The organism is Rhizobium sp. RM, from assembly GCF_013390595.1.
Taxonomy (GTDB): domain Bacteria; phylum Pseudomonadota; class Alphaproteobacteria; order Rhizobiales; family Rhizobiaceae; genus Agrobacterium.
Window position 1 is genome coordinate 42,701 of record NZ_JACAWV010000003.1, and the last position, 15,433, is coordinate 58,133.

The 15,433-nt window shown below is 54.8% G+C and carries 17 protein-coding genes; 5 read left to right on the plus strand and 12 right to left on the minus strand.

Translation table 11 applies throughout. The features are described 5' to 3' along the window. Positions 1-58: 58 nt before the first annotated feature. Positions 59-1,291 (minus strand): polyhydroxyalkanoate depolymerase, encoded by a 1,233-nt coding sequence (locus HWX89_RS02410; RefSeq protein ID WP_138795117.1) that lies wholly within the window; start codon positions 1,289-1,291, stop codon positions 59-61. Positions 1,292-1,414: 123 nt separating this feature from the next. Further along, positions 1,415-2,257, minus strand: a complete 843-nt coding sequence (locus HWX89_RS02415; protein WP_138795118.1) for a fumarylacetoacetate hydrolase family protein — start codon at positions 2,255-2,257, stop codon at positions 1,415-1,417. Between the two features lie 127 nt (positions 2,258-2,384). On the opposite strand from HWX89_RS02415, the gene HWX89_RS02420 reads away from it, so the two are divergent. Further along, the gene (locus HWX89_RS02420) at positions 2,385-2,987 is read left to right on the plus strand and encodes a nitroreductase family protein (protein ID WP_138795119.1); all 603 of its coding nucleotides are present in this window, start codon (positions 2,385-2,387) and stop codon (positions 2,985-2,987) included. Positions 2,988-3,074: 87 nt separating this feature from the next. Here the strand turns inward: HWX89_RS02420 and gyrB are convergent, their stop codons facing one another. The 5 genes from gyrB to HWX89_RS02445 all read right to left on the minus strand — a co-directional run bounded on the left by gyrB (position 3,075) and on the right by HWX89_RS02445 (position 8,408). Further along, on the minus strand, positions 3,075-5,510 hold the full coding sequence (gyrB, locus tag HWX89_RS02425; protein WP_138795120.1) for a DNA topoisomerase (ATP-hydrolyzing) subunit B: 2,436 nt from the start codon (positions 5,508-5,510) through the stop codon (positions 3,075-3,077). A gap of 153 nt (positions 5,511-5,663) precedes the next feature. Next, positions 5,664-6,029, minus strand: a complete 366-nt coding sequence (locus HWX89_RS02430; protein WP_138795121.1) for a helix-turn-helix domain-containing protein — start codon at positions 6,027-6,029, stop codon at positions 5,664-5,666. Beyond that, on the minus strand, positions 6,026-6,595 hold the full coding sequence (locus HWX89_RS02435; protein WP_138795122.1) for a Smr/MutS family protein: 570 nt from the start codon (positions 6,593-6,595) through the stop codon (positions 6,026-6,028). The genes HWX89_RS02430 and HWX89_RS02435 overlap by 4 nt, the downstream gene beginning before the upstream one ends. After that, a complete protein-coding gene (gene mltA, locus HWX89_RS02440; RefSeq protein ID WP_138795123.1) occupies positions 6,592-7,713 on the minus strand; it encodes a murein transglycosylase A in 1,122 nt (373 codons plus the stop codon). Before mltA ends, HWX89_RS02435 begins: the two co-directional genes overlap by 4 nt. Then, on the minus strand, positions 7,710-8,408 hold the full coding sequence (locus tag HWX89_RS02445) for a Tim44/TimA family putative adaptor protein (protein ID WP_138795124.1): 699 nt from the start codon (positions 8,406-8,408) through the stop codon (positions 7,710-7,712). The genes mltA and HWX89_RS02445 overlap by 4 nt, the downstream gene beginning before the upstream one ends. Positions 8,409-8,548: 140 nt before the next feature. Here HWX89_RS02445 and HWX89_RS02450 point away from each other — a divergent pair, with 140 nt between their 5' ends. After that, positions 8,549-9,085, plus strand: a complete 537-nt coding sequence (locus tag HWX89_RS02450; RefSeq protein WP_138795125.1) for an FxsA family protein — start codon at positions 8,549-8,551, stop codon at positions 9,083-9,085. Positions 9,086-9,168: 83 nt separating this feature from the next. After that, a complete protein-coding gene (gene secB / locus HWX89_RS02455; RefSeq protein WP_138795126.1) occupies positions 9,169-9,651 on the plus strand; it encodes a protein-export chaperone SecB in 483 nt (160 codons plus the stop codon). A 92-nt stretch (positions 9,652-9,743) separates the two neighbouring features. On the opposite strand, the gene dnaQ is transcribed toward secB, so the two are convergent. The 5 genes from dnaQ to HWX89_RS02480 are packed head-to-tail and all read right to left on the minus strand — an operon-like array spanning position 9,744 to position 13,348. After that, complete coding sequence (gene dnaQ, locus HWX89_RS02460; protein WP_138795127.1) at positions 9,744-10,442, minus strand: DNA polymerase III subunit epsilon; 699 nt, start codon at positions 10,440-10,442, stop codon at positions 9,744-9,746. Beyond that, entirely contained in the window at positions 10,435-11,043 is a 609-nt protein-coding gene (coaE, locus tag HWX89_RS02465; protein WP_138795128.1) for a dephospho-CoA kinase, read from the minus strand. The genes dnaQ and coaE overlap by 8 nt, the downstream gene beginning before the upstream one ends. After that, positions 11,043-11,903, minus strand: a complete 861-nt coding sequence (locus HWX89_RS02470) for a shikimate dehydrogenase (RefSeq protein ID WP_138795129.1) — start codon at positions 11,901-11,903, stop codon at positions 11,043-11,045. Before HWX89_RS02470 ends, coaE begins: the two co-directional genes overlap by 1 nt. After that, a complete protein-coding gene (locus tag HWX89_RS02475; RefSeq protein ID WP_138795130.1) occupies positions 11,896-12,495 on the minus strand; it encodes a Maf-like protein in 600 nt (199 codons plus the stop codon). The genes HWX89_RS02470 and HWX89_RS02475 overlap by 8 nt, the downstream gene beginning before the upstream one ends. A 31-nt stretch (positions 12,496-12,526) precedes the next feature. After that, positions 12,527-13,348: a pyruvate, water dikinase regulatory protein gene (locus tag HWX89_RS02480; protein WP_138795131.1), complete on the minus strand. Its 822-nt coding sequence runs from the start codon at positions 13,346-13,348 to the stop codon at positions 12,527-12,529. Between the two features lie 409 nt (positions 13,349-13,757). Here HWX89_RS02480 and hemE point away from each other — a divergent pair, with 409 nt between their 5' ends. Both hemE and hemJ read left to right on the plus strand, forming a co-directional pair. Next, positions 13,758-14,792 carry a uroporphyrinogen decarboxylase gene (hemE, locus tag HWX89_RS02485; RefSeq protein WP_138795132.1) on the plus strand — a complete coding sequence of 345 codons (1,035 nt, stop codon included), beginning with the start codon at positions 13,758-13,760 and terminating at the stop codon, positions 14,790-14,792. Further along, positions 14,789-15,334: a protoporphyrinogen oxidase HemJ gene (gene hemJ / locus HWX89_RS02490; RefSeq protein ID WP_178340594.1), complete on the plus strand. Its 546-nt coding sequence runs from the start codon at positions 14,789-14,791 to the stop codon at positions 15,332-15,334. Before hemE ends, hemJ begins: the two co-directional genes overlap by 4 nt. Positions 15,335-15,433: the final 99 nt, after the last annotated feature.

A 15,433-nucleotide genomic window follows, 5' to 3' on the forward strand; every position in this document is an offset into this window, starting at 1 on the left:
CATAGCCGATTCGAACCCCGATTGACCATGAAAATACGGTGCGAGCGCCCCTGTCTCCCTAGGCTTTTGCGTGTTGATGCATGAACGCGAGCATGCGCGGCACGATCTCCTTGCGGAAACGCGAACCGTTGAACACGCCGTAATGGCCGACATCCGGCTGCATGTAATGTGCGCGCTTATCCTCGGGAATGTTGCAGCAGATATCGTGAGCCGCCTTTGTCTGACCCACACCTGAAATATCGTCGTTTTCACCTTCCACGGTGAAAAGAGCAACATTGCGGATGGCGGACGGATCAACCGTGCGACTCCGATGCATCATCGTACCTTTCGGCAGCGCATGTTCGATGAACACGGTCTCAACCGTCTGGAGATAAAATTCGGCGGTCAGATCCATGACAGCCAGGTACTCATCGTAGAAATCGCGATGCTTTTCGGCAGAATCCCCGTCGTTCTTCACGAGGTTCAGATAAAAATCCTTGTGCGCCGTCATGTGTTTGTCGAGGTTCATCGACATGAAGCCCGACAATTGCAGAAAACCTGGATAGACGGAGCGGCCGAAAGCTGGCTGCGGCCAGGGAACGTCCATGATGACATTGTCGCGGAACCACTCGATCGGCTTTGCCTTGGCAAGTCCGTTGACGGCAGTGGGATTGATACGCGTGTCGATCGGCCCACCCATCAGGGTCATGGATGCGGGAGTAAAACGGTCTTGCTCTGCTTCCATCAGCGAAACGGCAGCGAGAACCGGCACGGAGGGCTGGCAGACAGCAACCACATGCGCTCCCTCCCCTATGTGTTGCAACATTTCGGTGACGTAGCTGATGTAATCATCCAGATCGAATTTCCCGTCAGTTACGGGAACCATGCGGGCGTCGATCCAGTCGGTAATGTAGATGTCGGCCGATGGCAGTAGCGCCTCGACCGTTCCCCGTAACAGTGTCGCATAGTGCCCGGACATTGGAGCGACAAGCAGGACCTTTGGATCGGGTCGATCTTCTGTTTCAGCAGCCCGCGCGAAATGAATGAGATTGCAGAATGGCCGCGACCAGACAATCTCCTGCGTCACCGCAACGCTATTTCCACCAATAACAGTTTCGGAAAGGCCGAATTCAGGTTTGCCGTAGCGACGTGTCAGACGCTCGAAAACCTCAAAACCGGCATCAAGGCTTCTGCCGAACGCAGTGCTTGAAAGCGGATTGAAGGGGTTATTGCATGCCTGACGCATCATATCAGCACCGGCGCGCAACGGCACCATTGCAGCATGGTTCATTTCATAAAGATGGTAGAACACTGATTACGCCTCCCTCGCAAATCACGCTCTTTTTTTCACCATAGCAGCTTTTCGCAGTTGCACAAATTTGAAGGCGCCAGCGGTTTCCCGCCAGCGCCTTCTCATTTCCAGGTGAAAAACAGATCAGATGTCGGCGACGAAGGTCTGCTTCTGGGAACCGAGGCCTTCAATGCCGAGTTCAACGACGTCACCAGCCTTGAGGTAGCGCGGCGGCTTCAGGCCCATGCCAACGCCGGGCGGCGTGCCGGTGGAAATGACATCGCCCGGCTGAAGCGACATAAACTGGCTGAGATAAGAAACAACGTGAGCCACGCCGTAAACCATCGTCTTGCTGGAGCCGTCCTGCATCGTCTGGCCGTTGACCTTCAGCCACATGCCGAGGTTCTGCGGATCGGTGATCTCGTCCTTCGTGACGAGCCATGGACCAATCGGGCCAAAGGTGTCGCAGGACTTACCCTTGGTCCACTGTCCCGAACGCTCCGTCTGGAAAGCACGCTCGGAGACATCATGCGAAACGCAGTAGCCGGCCACATAGTCCAGAGCATCGGCTTCCGAGACGTATTTCGCAGTCTTGCCAATAACCACGCCAAGTTCGACTTCCCAGTCGGTCTTTTCAGAACCGCGTGGAATGGCAACGTTGTCGTTCGGTCCAACGATGGCGGAGGTCGCCTTCATGAAGATGACGGGTTCCGGCGGTACGGTTGCACCGGTTTCAGCCGCATGGTCCGAGAAATTCAGGCCGATGCAGATGAACTTGCCAGTGCCCGCAACGCAAGCGCCAATACGATCCTCATTGAGAACAGGGAGCGTCGTAACATCGATCGCAGCGATCTTTTTCAGACCTTCTGGCGAAATGGCGTCACCGCCAATGTCCTTCACATGAGCGGACAGATCGCGGACTTTACCCTCAGCGTCGAGGATTGCGGGTTTTTCCTGGCCGGGCTTTCCGACGCGCATCAATTTCATGGAGCTCTCTCCCAGTTGTCAGACAAGGTGATGCATATATGAACGATGCATTTATACTTGTCACCCCTTGACCGACCCAAGTTTTGAAAAATACCTTTTCCATTCCGTCAACCACAAGGATCCGATCGTGACGAACAGCAATACAAGACAATCAGAATTTCCCGTCGATCCGCTTTTTCTTGATCGCTGGTCGCCGCGCGCTTTTGATGGAAAGGCGATGCCGCACGAAGACCTGCTGACGATCCTGGATGCGGCCCATTGGGCTCCATCCGCTTCCAATCAACAACCCTGGCGATTTGTCTATGCTCAACGCGACAGCAAGGATTGGCCACTCTTCCTGGAACTGCTGATGGAGGGAAACCAGCGCTGGGCGAAGAATGCGTCGGCGCTGCTATTCGTCATTTCCCGAAGCTACAACCTATCGCGCGAAGGAGAGAAAAAGCCATCCGCTACTCACGCCTTTGACGCGGGCGCAGCCTGGTTCTCACTGGCAATGCAGTCCCATCTGCTTGGATATCACGCGCATGGCATGGCGGGTATCTTCAAGGATCAGATCGTCGAGAAACTCAATGTTCCCGAAGGTTATGTCGTCAATGCGGCCGTGGCTATCGGCACTTTGACGGACAAAAATACCTTGCCTGATGATCTGGCGGAGCGTGAGGTTCCGAGCAAACGTCTTCCCCTCGCCGAGGTGGCTTTTGAGGGGAAATTTACGGGAAAGGCCGACTGAGGCTCAATAAGCAAAAGGCCCGACACTGCCGGGCCTTTTGTTAATTTTCTGTTTCACGTGAATCGTGGATGCAGACGCATCCCCAGATCAGATATCGAGGTTGGCAACGCTCAGCGCATTTTCCTGAATGAAGTCGCGACGAGGCTCAACCTCATCCCCCATCAGGCGAGCAAACAGGCCATCCGCATCCGTTGCGTCGCTGATCTTCACCTGCAACAGCGAGCGGACATTGGCGTCCAGCGTGGTTTCCCAGAGCTGCTCGGCGTTCATTTCGCCGAGGCCCTTATAACGCTGCATGGACAGGCCCTTGCGTCCCGCTGCAAAAATCGCATCGAGAAGCGCACGCGGACCAGAGAGTTCCAGCGTCCCTTCCTTGCGCTGCAGGGTCGGAGGCGTCGCATAGACATCGCGGGTACGCACAGCGAGCTGGTCGATATGACGCGCATCGGCCGAACCAAGCAGACCCATATCGAGTGTCGAGACTTCCTTGACGCCGCGCACCATGCGCTCAAACCGTAGTCCGCCGTCTTCGAGTACCGTGCCGATCCAACCGCGTTCGGTTTCTTCGGCAATCATGTCCAGACGACGCGCAACCTCTGCAACTGTTTCTGCAGCACGCGAGGCATTCGCCGAAAGTTCGGGGTTGAGCGCGCCGGCAATGGCAGCTTGTTCGACAACCGAGCGGTTATAACGGGAATGAAGGCCATCGATCATCGAACGCATGCGTACCGCGTCGAGAATAACCTCGCGCAGATCCTCACCCACACGAACCTCACCGGAGCCCAGCGTCAGCGACGCTTCTTCGATACCCATCGAGATCAGGTAATCTTCCAGTGCCTTTTCGTCCTTGAGGTACTGGATCGACTTGCCGCGCGTGACCTTATAAAGCGGCGGCTGGGCGATATAAAGGTGGCCTCGTTCGATCAGTTCCGGCATCTGACGGAAGAAGAAAGTCAAAAGCAGCGTACGGATGTGGGCGCCGTCGACGTCAGCATCCGTCATGATAATGATCTTGTGATAACGCAGCTTGTCCGCGTTGAACTCGTCCTTGCCGATAGACGTGCCAAGCGCCGTAATCAGCGTACCGATTTCCTGGCTGGACAACATCTTGTCGAAACGGGCGCGCTCGACGTTCAGAATCTTACCGCGCAACGGCAGAATGGCCTGGGTCTCGCGCGAACGGCCCTGCTTGGCAGAACCACCTGCAGAGTCACCCTCAACGAGGAACAGTTCGGACTTGGCCGGATCGCGTTCAGAGCAATCTGCGAGCTTGCCGGGCAACGACGCGATATCAAGCGCACCCTTGCGGCGCGTCAGTTCACGTGCCTTGCGTGCTGCTTCGCGGGCAACAGCCGCTTCAACAACCTTGCCAACCAGGATTTTTGCTTCGGTCGGATGTTCCTCGAACCATGTGCTCAAGGCCTCGTTGACGAGGTTTTCGACAACCGGGCGAACTTCGGACGAAACAAGCTTGTCCTTGGTCTGCGACGAGAACTTCGGATCGGGAACCTTCACCGAAAGAACAGCTGTCAGGCCTTCGCGGCAATCTTCACCCTGAAGGCTGACTTTTTCCTTCTTGGTAATGCCGGAGCTGTCCGCGTAGGAGGTAACCTGGCGCGTCAATGCCGCGCGGAAACCGGCCATATGCGTGCCGCCATCGCGCTGTGGGATGTTGTTGGTGAAGCAAAGTACGTTTTCGTGGTAGCTGTCGTTCCACCACATTGCGACTTCAACGGTAATACCGTCCTTTTCACCACGAATGGCAACCGGCTTGTCAACCAGTGGCTTCTTGGAGCGGTCCAGATAACGCACGAACGCCTCGAGACCGCCGTCATAAAGCAGTTCTTCCTGCTTGACGTCAGAATGACGCTTGTCGGTCAGCAAAATACGAACACCGGAATTAAGAAACGCCAGTTCGCGCAAACGGTGCTCGAGCGTGTTGTAATCGTATTCGGTCATCGTGAAGGTTTCAGGGCTCGCCAGGAACGTCACTTCCGTGCCGGAGCGTCCTTCATACTCGCCGATAACCGAAAGCGGCGCATCTGCAACGCCATGCGTGAAGCCGATTTCATGCAGCTTGCCACTGCGACGGATGCGCAGTTTCAGCCAGACCGAAAGTGCGTTTACCACCGACACGCCCACGCCATGCAGACCGCCCGAGACCTTGTAGGAGTTCTGGTCGAACTTTCCGCCAGCATGCAGCTGCGTCATGATCACTTCCGCAGCCGATACACCTTCGGAGGAATGGATATCGGTCGGGATGCCGCGGCCATTGTCCGTTACCGTGACGGAGCCATCGGCATTCAACGTCACTGTCACCAGATCGGCATGGCCGGCCAGCGCTTCATCGATGGCGTTGTCCACCACCTCATAGACCATGTGGTGCAGACCGGAACCGTCATCGGTATCACCGATATACATGCCGGGCCGCTTACGCACGGCATCAAGGCCCTTGAGAACCTTGATCGAATCGGCTCCATATTCCGTGTTCGTGCCGACTTCGCTTGACGATGTTTCGGTCATAAGTACTCTTTCCAAAGTTTTCCCGGCCAAGTTTTTCTGAGAGGCTTAAGCCAGCGAATCACTCAAATTCCGACATACGACTATAGAAATTCCCAGCCAATATCCAAAGGCCGCATGTCCCAACCGCTGCATAAAGCAGGGGATATAAGGCTTTCAATCGCAAGAACGGCTTTTTTGCAGCACCGCCGTCAGTTCTTCTATCATAGTCGGCGACAGCTTGCGTATATCACGCGCAAGCTGATTGGCCAAAGCGGTATATTGTGGCGGCAAACCGGCCGTGTCGATGACAATGCGGGGATGGGACGATCCTGCCAGAAAAAACAGATCCTCGGCCTCGTCCCAGATGATATTGAAGTAACCGGCGATGCGCTGAAGAAGATCGAAGCTCGGTCGGCCGCGTTTTCCATGTTCCAATGCAGAAAGATAAGCAGGCGAAACGCCGATGGCTGCCGCCATCTCCTTCTGCGTCACACCCTTGCGTTCCCGCAGCATGCGAACGGCTTCTGCAAAGGGCGTCATGATCTCTCACCGCGGCGTCTCGCCAACCGGACGTACAGGGCACCTTCTCCACCGTGGTTGATCGAGGCATCCTCGTAGGATGAAATCAAATAGCGGTATTCCGGCTTCGAGAACCACATGGGGACAGCACGCTTCAAGGCGCCATCACTGCCCATTGAACGCCCCTTACCGGTTATAACGAGTACATGACGCAAGCCGCGTTCATGCGCCTGCATCAGGAAATCCAAGAGAACGGCATGTGCTTCGCTCTGTATCATGCCGTGCAGATCGATACGTCCTTCCAACGGCAATCGTCCGCGCGTCAGCTTGCGCTTGACGGGCTTTTCGAGCGGGTGATGAATTCTCTGCTTTGCCGGTGCTGCATTGGGCGGAGTTTCAGCATTTTCCACCAGCATGCGTGGGAAACCGAGCTTGCTCTTTTCCACGACAACAGGCTCAGGCGCCTCCTCCTCGACATCATCAAAAGCCAGCAAATCTTCGAGCTTGCCCGAGATAGGCCGAGTGGTTTTTGCCACTCTCCCCCACAGAATCCGCTCATCCTTGCCGAGCTTCCGACTGCCTTTCATCCCCGATACCTCTCCGCCGCCGCGCGTGGCATCAATATATAAAAATCGGCGTCGTTGCGCACCGTTCCAGCCAGCTCACCCGCATCAAAGCCGGAACCCGTGAAAATATCCCCGCGGGCCGGACCGACAATTGCCGATCCCGTATCGAGCGCCAGCATTAGCCGCGCAAAGGGTTTCTCGGCATCGAGGTGCATCAACGTCGGCGCGTGAATGTAAAACGGAAACCCGAACGTATGGATTAGCCGGTCGACAGCGAGCGAGCGGCCAGCAACGAGCGGAACCTTTGCAGCGGCAACCGGCCCCAGATCCAAGTCGGTCACATCGGCTTCGCGGAAGAAGATGTAGGACCGGTTATGCCACAGCACCTCGTCAACCTGATCAGGATGATCGGCGAGCCATGCCCGAATTGTCTGCATCGAGATGGTTTTCGGATCCAGCTCTCCCCGATCGAGAAGAAGTCTTCCGATCGGCGAGAACGGATGTCCGGCCTTTGCGGCATAGGTCACGCGCCTTATCTGTCCGTCGGGATATACCAGCCGTGCAGCGCCCTGGACATGGACAAAAAAAAGGTCGACCTTGGATTTCGCCCAGGCAATCTCAAGTCCCCGCCCCTCAAGACACCCTTCATCGATCGCCCGGCGATCGGCAAAATAGGAAATACCGCCGCCATCCTGATGCCCGAAGGCGTAATAAGGATCGAAGCCTTCCGGGCGATTTTTGTCGTCAATGTCAATGAGATCGGCCGGTCTGCGATATATCGGATATTTCCATACGTCATCCGGGACAGCCGAAACCTGCAGCTCGGGCTCGTAAAATGCAGTTACGAACCCTGCCTTCCCGTCGTGTTGCGAGATGCGAAAAGGGCGACAATTGTCTTCGAAAAACCGGCGCGCTTCACTGGCATCTTTTGGATCTGCATGTTCGGCTGTTTCCAATAACGCAATGAGGTCATCAGCCGAAAGGCCAAGTTCTCCCGTCCGGTAAGGTTTCGCGGTCCGCAGGTGCCCGAGAATTCTGCGCATCGCAGAAAAAAGTTCGCGCGGATCGTCATTCTGCCATTGCGGCAGATCGCCGAAAGAGACCTCCTCGACGGAAAACTCGGCCGATGGCGTTTTCATTGTTCGGATTCAGTCGCGATGAGTTTCCAGTTCGGGTCACGAGAACGCGTGTCGCGCGAGAACGTCCAGATGTCATCCACCTCGGCAACACTTTCCGGATCACCGTCCGTCAGCTTTCCATCCTTGTCATAGGTGGCCGAAATAAGCTGGCTGACAATACGAATGGTGATCTGTGCCTCGGAATCACGAACAAGAGCCTGCGTGATATCAGCTTTCTCAATGCCGACGAAGGTAGACTTGACCACCTCTCCGCGTGCTTCCCGTTCGGAGATGGCGGCATCGAAGCCTTCGAACACCTCTTTCGACAGCAAGTTTTTCAGAGTCTTGCGATCGCCATCGGCAAAAGCCATGACAATCATCTCATAGGCCATACGCGCCCCGTTGAGGAACTCCTTGGGGCTGAAGGATGCATCCTTGCCCATCAAGTCACGCAAAGCCGAATTCAGCGCAGATCCAGCCGGCGCCATGGCGTCCACTTCGGAGAAGCGGGTTTCCTCATCACCTTCTCCGCGCTTCGGCAAGGTCACGACCTTGTTATCGTCGGAAGTAGCGCCCTTTGCGACATCACGAGGGCTATAGGGATCGAACGGTGGCTTTTCATTGCCTGTCCGGCGACCAAGAACGCTGCGCAACTGAAGAAAGATCAGCACCGCTGCCACGAGGAAAAACAAAGTGATAAAGTCGCTAAAGTTCATCTTTTACCGAGGCCGCCATTTAAATCCGAAATCTTGAACATCATATAGTCTGCATCTTATCATCATTCAAACATGCAGATTCAATCATCGGTGTCCTTAAGGCACACAATCTGCCCAAGACGCACACGCAAGGCTAGAATATGCGTTTTTCCTTCCTCCCCGTCATCGTTCTGATGATGCCGATCCTCGAGATTGCCGGTTTTATTATCGTCGGCAAGGCCATCGGCCTTTGGCTCACTTTGGCGCTTATCGTTTTTACGTCATTTCTCGGCCTGCTTATCCTGCGTCTGGGCGGGCTCAGCATGGTCAGAAACCTTCAGGATGCCGGACGCGCTGGTCGGCAGCCGGCCGATGAACTGGTGAATGGTGCCATGCGCGTCGTCGCTGGCATATTGCTTTTCCTTCCCGGTTTCATCACCGACATTATCGGCTTGCTTCTTATGTCTCCCGCAATCAGACGATTTTTCTGGAAGACGTTTGGACCGCGCGTCGTTGTCGCCGGATCTTTTCGTCAATCCGGTTTTGAAGCAGGAGCACAATCCGGTTTCCGCAATGAGCCGAGAGACGCGGGCGGCTCGAAGGTCGTCGATCTGGGCGAAGAGGAATTTCATCGCGATGGCCCGAACAATTCTCCCTGGTCAAACAAACCCGATGATCGTGATCTGCCCAAACCTTGACAGACCGGGCAAATGGTAGGGTTGTAAGGCTCCGGGTGAAATGATAGACCGCCTCCCACAAATTCATGCCGCGAGGAAATAGCATGACCGCTGAAAATGGTGCACAGGGCGCAGCAAGCCCATCTCTCAACATTCTTGCCCAGTACATCAAGGATCTCTCCTTCGAAAATCCGGGTGCTCCTCGTTCGCTTCAGGGCCGTGAAAATGCGCCCTCGATCAACATCAATGTCAACGTCAATGCAAACCCGATCTCCGGCTCGGATTTCGACGTTGTCCTGACGCTGAACGCAGAAGCGAAGGACGGCGACAAGGTATTGTTTGCTGCCGAGCTGGTTTATGGCGGTGTTTTCCGGATTGCAGGTTTCCCGCAGGAACACATGCTGCCGGTTCTCTTCATTGAGTGCCCGCGTCTCCTCTTCCCGTTTGCACGCCAGATCATTGCTGACGTAACGCGCAATGGCGGCTTCCCGCCGCTGATGATCGATCCGATTGACTTCGCACAGATGTTTGCACAGCGCGTTGCCGAAGAGCAGGCCAGAGCCAAGGTTCAGGCTGTTCCGAACTGATCGAAATAAGACGCATAAAAAAACCGGGCTCTTCAGCCCGGTTTTTTGTTGGGAGATTTTCGACAAACGCCGAGCGCTTTCCATAAACTCCGTCAGTTCTGATAGCGGTTCCAGATTGCCTTGTCGCCCATTGCAAGAACAAGCTTTCCGTGAGCTGCCGCGGCATCTGCATCCAGCCTTTGAGGCAGGGGGTGAACGCGATGCATTTCCTCGATCGGTCCCTCGTCTTCGACAACCACCGTTTCTTCTTTAACGACAGAACCGAAACCGAGCGCGGTCTGGCGACCGCCAATCATCTCGATGTAAACTTCGGCCAGCAATTCGGAGTCGAGAAGAGCGCCGTGTTTCGTTCGATGCGAATTGTCGATGCCGTAACGTCGGCAAAGAGCATCGAGGGAGTTTGGCCCCATCGGATTTTTTCGTCGTGCCAGTGATAACGTATCCGTCACCAGCTCCGGCGCGACCGGCGGGATGCCCAGGCGTGCAAATTCCGCGTTGATAAATCCCATATCGAATGTCGCATTGTGCGCGACCCAGCGGGCACCTTCGAAGAAGTCGCGGATCTGATCGACGACCTCAGCAAATTTCGGCTTGTCCAGAAGAGACTCGTCGGTAATTCCGTGGACGGCCAAGGCGTCCGGGTGAACCTTGCGATCCTCCGGATTGATATAAAGATGCAGTGTCCTTCCCGTAGGGAAGTGATTGATAAGTTCGACGCCACCGATTTCAATCACACGATCCAGCTTTGATTCCAGTCCGGTGGTTTCGGTATCGAAGATAATCTCACGCATCTTTTTTTCCCGCGTCTCTTTTTCCAGCCAAATCGCTCAGGATTTCTTTTACCCTGCCGTGCGCTGCTTCGATACCATGACCAGTGTCGATGATGAAATCAGCACGGCGGCGCTTCTCAGCGTCTGGCATTTGTCGGCTGAGGATCAGTTCAAACTTTTCTGGAGTCATGCCTGGTCGGGACAGCACGCGTTCTCGCTGGACATCAGCGTCACAGGTGACAACCACGACGGTGTCGACCCTTCGCTCGGCACCGGTTTCAAACAACAGGGGAATATCGAGAAGGGCAAATTCTCTGCCTTGATCTCGCGAGGACTGGAGAAACTCTTGCTGCTTCTTTTGAACAAGCGGATGCACGATGTTTTCCAGCTTCTTAAAATTAGCCGGATTCTCCTTTAATAATTCACCGAGTCTCACCCGATCAACTCCGTCCTCTCCCGTCGATCCCGGAAACGCCGCCTCGATCAAAGCAACTGCTTCGTCTCGATAAAGATCGTGCACCACCCTATCGGAATCGAGAACCGCTACATCCTCTTTAGCAAAAAGGCCTGCGGTCGTTGTCTTGCCCATTCCGATGGAGCCGGTAAGACCGATAACCAACATCAATGTTTCTCCATATCCTCGATAATCATCGAGCGGAGCGTTTGATCAACCTCGGGTATTTTTCCGAACCATTTCTCAAAACCCGGCTTCGCCTGATGAAGAAGCATGCCCAGGCCATCTACAGTCGCAATTCCCTGCTCTTCGGCCATGCGCAGAATAGGTGTCTTCAACGGCACGTAAACAATATCGGTCACCACAGCGCCGTCTGACAAGCGCGAGAAATCGAAATGCGGTGCTTCCGTCCCATCCATTCCCAACGACGTTGTGTTCACGAACAGGCCCGCGCCCTTCATCACTTCGCTCAAGGCAGACATGGAATGGGAAAAAACCTGTTTTCCGAAGCGGTCGGCAAGCTCCCGTGCCCGTTCCTCTGTTCGGTTGAGAACGTGTATTTCAGCAATGCCGCGATTTCTCAGGGACTGGATGATGGCGCGGCTTGCGCCGCCCGCTCCAAGGACAACAGCACTTTTTATTTTGTCCCAGCCAGAGTGGCGATCATCGAGATTGGAGACAAAGCCATACCCATCCGTGTTGGTCGCACAGAGTTTTCCGTTCTCGAACCAGAGCGTGTTGGCAGCGCCCAGTTCTTCGGCCAGCGTGTCCGGCCGGTCCGCCAGCTTAAAGGCTGCCTCCTTGTGAGGTATTGTGACGTTGCCGCCGACGAAACCGTCAGATCGTTGTTCCTTCAGATCGGATATGAAGGCCGCGAATGCGTCAGGCGAGACTTCCACTGAACGGTACGTACCGTCGATGCCGAATGTTTTCAGCCAATGAGAATGGATGATGGGTGACCGGGAGTGTTTGATTGGGTAGCCGACAACGAAGGCGTTCATGGTTAATGTTTCACGTGAATCAGCCATCGATGACACCAAGTTCCCTTAACTTTTCCAGAAGCGGCAGAAGCGAAAGACCGAGAATGGTGAAATAGTCACCTTCGATGGAGGTGAATAGCTGGATTCCCTCTCCCTCAAGCTGATAGGCACCCACGCTCGTAAGCGCCTTCGTCCCGACCTTTTCCAGATGCCTTGTCACAAAATTGTCCGTCAATGTGCGGACTGTCAAATCAGCAGTCGTGACGATCTGCCAGATCGTCTCGCCGTCTTTCATCAAGACGGCAGCACTGTTCAACCGGTGCGTCTTTCCCGAGAGAGACATCAGATGGGAATGTGCCTCATCCATGTCCTTCGGTTTATGATAAACCCTGCTGCCGAGCGCCATGGTCTGGTCGCAGCCAAGCACTATCGCGGAGGGGTGCAGTTTGCTGACAGCACATGCCTTGGCCTTCGCCAGTTCAAGCGCAACCTCTTGCGGAGAGACCCCGCTTTTTTCCAGCCTCTCGTCGATCGCTCTTTCATCGATGTCGGCCGGAATTGCCGAAAACACCAGTCCCGCGTTGCGCATCAACATTTGCCTGGACGCGCTGGACGAGGCGAGGATCAGGTCTTGTTTCATGGATCAACTGCTCCGAAAATCGAAAACCGAATTATCGTGTCCGTGGGCGAAGGGCAAGAATTGCCGCTGCCGTTTCCTCGATTGAGCGACGCGTGACATCGATCAGGGGCCAGTTGTTGCGAGCACAGAGCGCGCGCGCATATTTCAGTTCTTCCATAATCGTGGCGCGGTCGGTGTACCGCCCCTGGTCAAATCCGCCTGTTGCACCAAGTTCTCTGTTTTCACGAACCTGCGAGATGCGGTCTGATGTCGCGACCAGCCCCACGATGAGCGGACGCGTTGCCCTGTAAAGGCTTTCTGGTAGCGGCACGTTTGGCACCACGGGAATGTTGGCTGTCTTTATGCCACGGTTGGCCAGATAGATGCTCGTCGGTGTTTTCGATGTTCTGCTGATACCAATAATGACGATGTCGGCATCGTCGTAGGTCTCGGGCATCTGTCCGTCATCGTGGTCCATCGCGAAATTCAGCGCTTCGATCCGCGCAAAATAATCGGCATTCAACGCGTGTTGCGCTCCGACCCGTCGCCTCGATGGTGCACCGAGGTATGTCTGAAAAATGCCGATGATCGGTTCCAGAACGTTGACGCTCGGAACACCGATCGCATGACAGCGCAGATCCAGAAACTCCGCCAACTGCTGATCGACGATCGTGTAGAGGACAATGCCCGGCTCCTGATCGATCAGATCCAGAACGCGCGCCAACTGTTTCTGATTTCGGATCATTGGATAAACATGTTCCACAGGCATGGAAGCATGAAACTGCGCGGAGACGGCGCGGCCGGCCGACATAAGAGTCTCTCCCGTTGAGTCCGAAATCAAATGCAAATGGAAGAAACTTTTTTTGTTCTCCACGCTGTTTTTCTCCCGCTGTTGATAACGCTGGACAAACTCGGGAAATGTTCCCTGGCAGAACCGGCGGTGCGAATAAGGTTCCCTTTTTCCACAATCCGCAAGTGGCTTTGTTTCGAAAAACAGGGCTTGTGAATTTCGTGAACAAGATTTCCATTGCGAGATTCTATCAACAGACTATCCACAGCATGATGGGGTCTAACTGATAATTCAAGCTACTGATAAATATGGATTAAATTGGTTATCCTGCTCTCAAGACGGACTAGGCCGACGTTTTATCCACGCCGACAGACAAATGCCCCGAGATGCGGCATTTCGACTGGAAAGATTTTAATCCTTGATACCCACCGACTCTAAGAAATAGAAAATCTTTTAAATCTCTTTGATTTTAGATTTGGAAAAGTAGGATGCCATGACAGAGCGTAAGGTGATGAGAGTGTTGAGCGGAGAGACGGTCACACCACCGCCCGTTTGGCTGATGCGACAAGCTGGTCGCTATCTCCCCGAGTATCGGGAAACGCGCAGGCAGGCAGGAAGTTTCCTTGATCTCTGTTATAATCCGGAACTGGCGACCGAAGTGACGTTGCAACCGATCCGTCGCTTTGGTCTCGATGCAGCCATTCTCTTTTCCGATATTCTGGTGATACCAGATGGCCTCAACCGGAACGTCACTTTCAGCGAAGGCAAGGGACCGGCAATGGACCCGATCGACGCGGCTGGCATTGACAAGCTGGATGCGAGGAATGTGCTCTCCCATCTTTCGCCGGTGTTTGAGACGGTGTCACGCTTGCGCAAGGCGCTCCCTGGCGAGACGACCCTTCTTGGCTTTTGCGGTGCTCCCTGGACAGTGGCAACCTACATGATTGCCGGCCACGGAACGCCAGACCAGGCCCCGGCGCGTCTCTTCGGCTATCAGGAGCGCGGGGCAATGGAAAAGCTGCTTTCCCTCCTCGCCGATATCTCTGCCGATTATCTCGTTGAGCAGATCGATGCAGGTGCAGACGCCGTCCAGATATTTGATTCCTGGGCCGGGGTTCTTGGCGAGAGGGAATTTGAGGAATATGCGATAAAACCCGTTGCGCGGATCGTCTCTTCGGTTCGGGCAAGACGCCCGTCGGCAAAGATTATCGCATTTGCCAAAGGTGCAGGCTATCTCCTCAAGGATTACCGGCAAAAAACCGGAGCTGATGCGATTGGACTAGATTGGTCAGTTCCCCTCAGCTTTGCTCGTGAGCTGCAGAAAGACGGTCCGGTGCAAGGCAACCTCGATCCGATGCTGATGATTGCCGGAGGCAAGTCACTGGATGACGGAATTGATGCTGTGTTGCAGGCGCTGGGCCAGGGACCGCTGATTTTCAATCTTGGGCACGGGATCACACCACAGGCGGACCCGGAAAATGTTGCGCGTCTCGTGAAACGCGTTCACGGTTTTGGAGACAGGGGATGAGCGAGGAGAAACAGACTTCCGTTCGTGCCGGCAGCAGAGCGGCCTTTCGTGCCGCAACAGCCCTCTGTCTGTTCGGAATTGCCGTCGCCCTGATTTTCTTTTCGGACCCCGCGGATCTCTATCTGTGGATCAAGGCGCTGCACATCATCGCGGTGATTTCCTGGATGGCGGCGATTTTCTATCTGCCGCGCCTATTTATCTACCACACGGATGCGCCTGTTGGTTCGCAGCAATCCGAAACGTTCAAGGTCATGGAGCAGCGGCTCGTCAAGATCATCATGAACCCTGCCATGATGATTTCGTGGGTGCTTGGGCTTTACCTTGCCTGGTCGGTCTATGGATTTTCCGGTGGCTGGCTGCATGCCAAAATCGGATTGGTCGTGCTTCTGACCGTCACCCATGTCTATTTCACGCGTAGCGCCAAGCGCTTCGCCAGAGACGAGAACACTCGTTCGGCCCGTCACTGGCGGTTGATGAATGAAGTTCCGACCCTGTTGATGATTGTGATTGTCATACTTGTGGTTGTGAAACCCTTCGTGTAGGGAGCCATTGCGATAAATTTCGCGGAATTCGTGCTTCCCCCTTGCGGTGAAGAGGTTCACTCGCTATTTTCACCGCACTCATCTTCGTGGCATGTGAAT

Bases quoted from the DNA above. Each gene is read 5' to 3' on its own strand.
- HWX89_RS02475 (WP_138795130.1), bottom strand. From the start codon at position 12,495: ATGAAACAAGACCTGATCCTCGCCTCGTCCAGCGCGTCCAGGCAAATG.
- HWX89_RS02435 (WP_138795122.1), bottom strand. From the start codon at position 6,595: ATGAAAGGCAGTCGGAAGCTCGGCAAGGATGAGCGGATTCTGTGGGGG.
- gyrB (WP_138795120.1), bottom strand. From the start codon at position 5,510: ATGACCGAAACATCGTCAAGCGAAGTCGGCACGAACACGGAATATGGA.
- secB (WP_138795126.1), top strand. From the start codon at position 9,169: ATGACCGCTGAAAATGGTGCACAGGGCGCAGCAAGCCCATCTCTCAAC.
- HWX89_RS02445 (WP_138795124.1), bottom strand. From the start codon at position 8,408: ATGAACTTTAGCGACTTTATCACTTTGTTTTTCCTCGTGGCAGCGGTG.
- HWX89_RS02450 (WP_138795125.1), top strand. From the start codon at position 8,549: ATGCGTTTTTCCTTCCTCCCCGTCATCGTTCTGATGATGCCGATCCTC.
- mltA (WP_138795123.1), bottom strand. From the start codon at position 7,713: ATGAAAACGCCATCGGCCGAGTTTTCCGTCGAGGAGGTCTCTTTCGGC.
- hemE (WP_138795132.1), top strand. From the start codon at position 13,758: ATGACAGAGCGTAAGGTGATGAGAGTGTTGAGCGGAGAGACGGTCACA.
- hemJ (WP_178340594.1), top strand. From the start codon at position 14,789: ATGAGCGAGGAGAAACAGACTTCCGTTCGTGCCGGCAGCAGAGCGGCC.
- dnaQ (WP_138795127.1), bottom strand. From the start codon at position 10,442: ATGCGTGAGATTATCTTCGATACCGAAACCACCGGACTGGAATCAAAG.
- HWX89_RS02470 (WP_138795129.1), bottom strand. From the start codon at position 11,903: ATGGCTGATTCACGTGAAACATTAACCATGAACGCCTTCGTTGTCGGC.
- HWX89_RS02430 (WP_138795121.1), bottom strand. From the start codon at position 6,029: ATGACGCCCTTTGCAGAAGCCGTTCGCATGCTGCGGGAACGCAAGGGT.
- HWX89_RS02415 (WP_138795118.1), bottom strand. From the start codon at position 2,257: ATGAAATTGATGCGCGTCGGAAAGCCCGGCCAGGAAAAACCCGCAATC.
- coaE (WP_138795128.1), bottom strand. From the start codon at position 11,043: ATGTTGGTTATCGGTCTTACCGGCTCCATCGGAATGGGCAAGACAACG.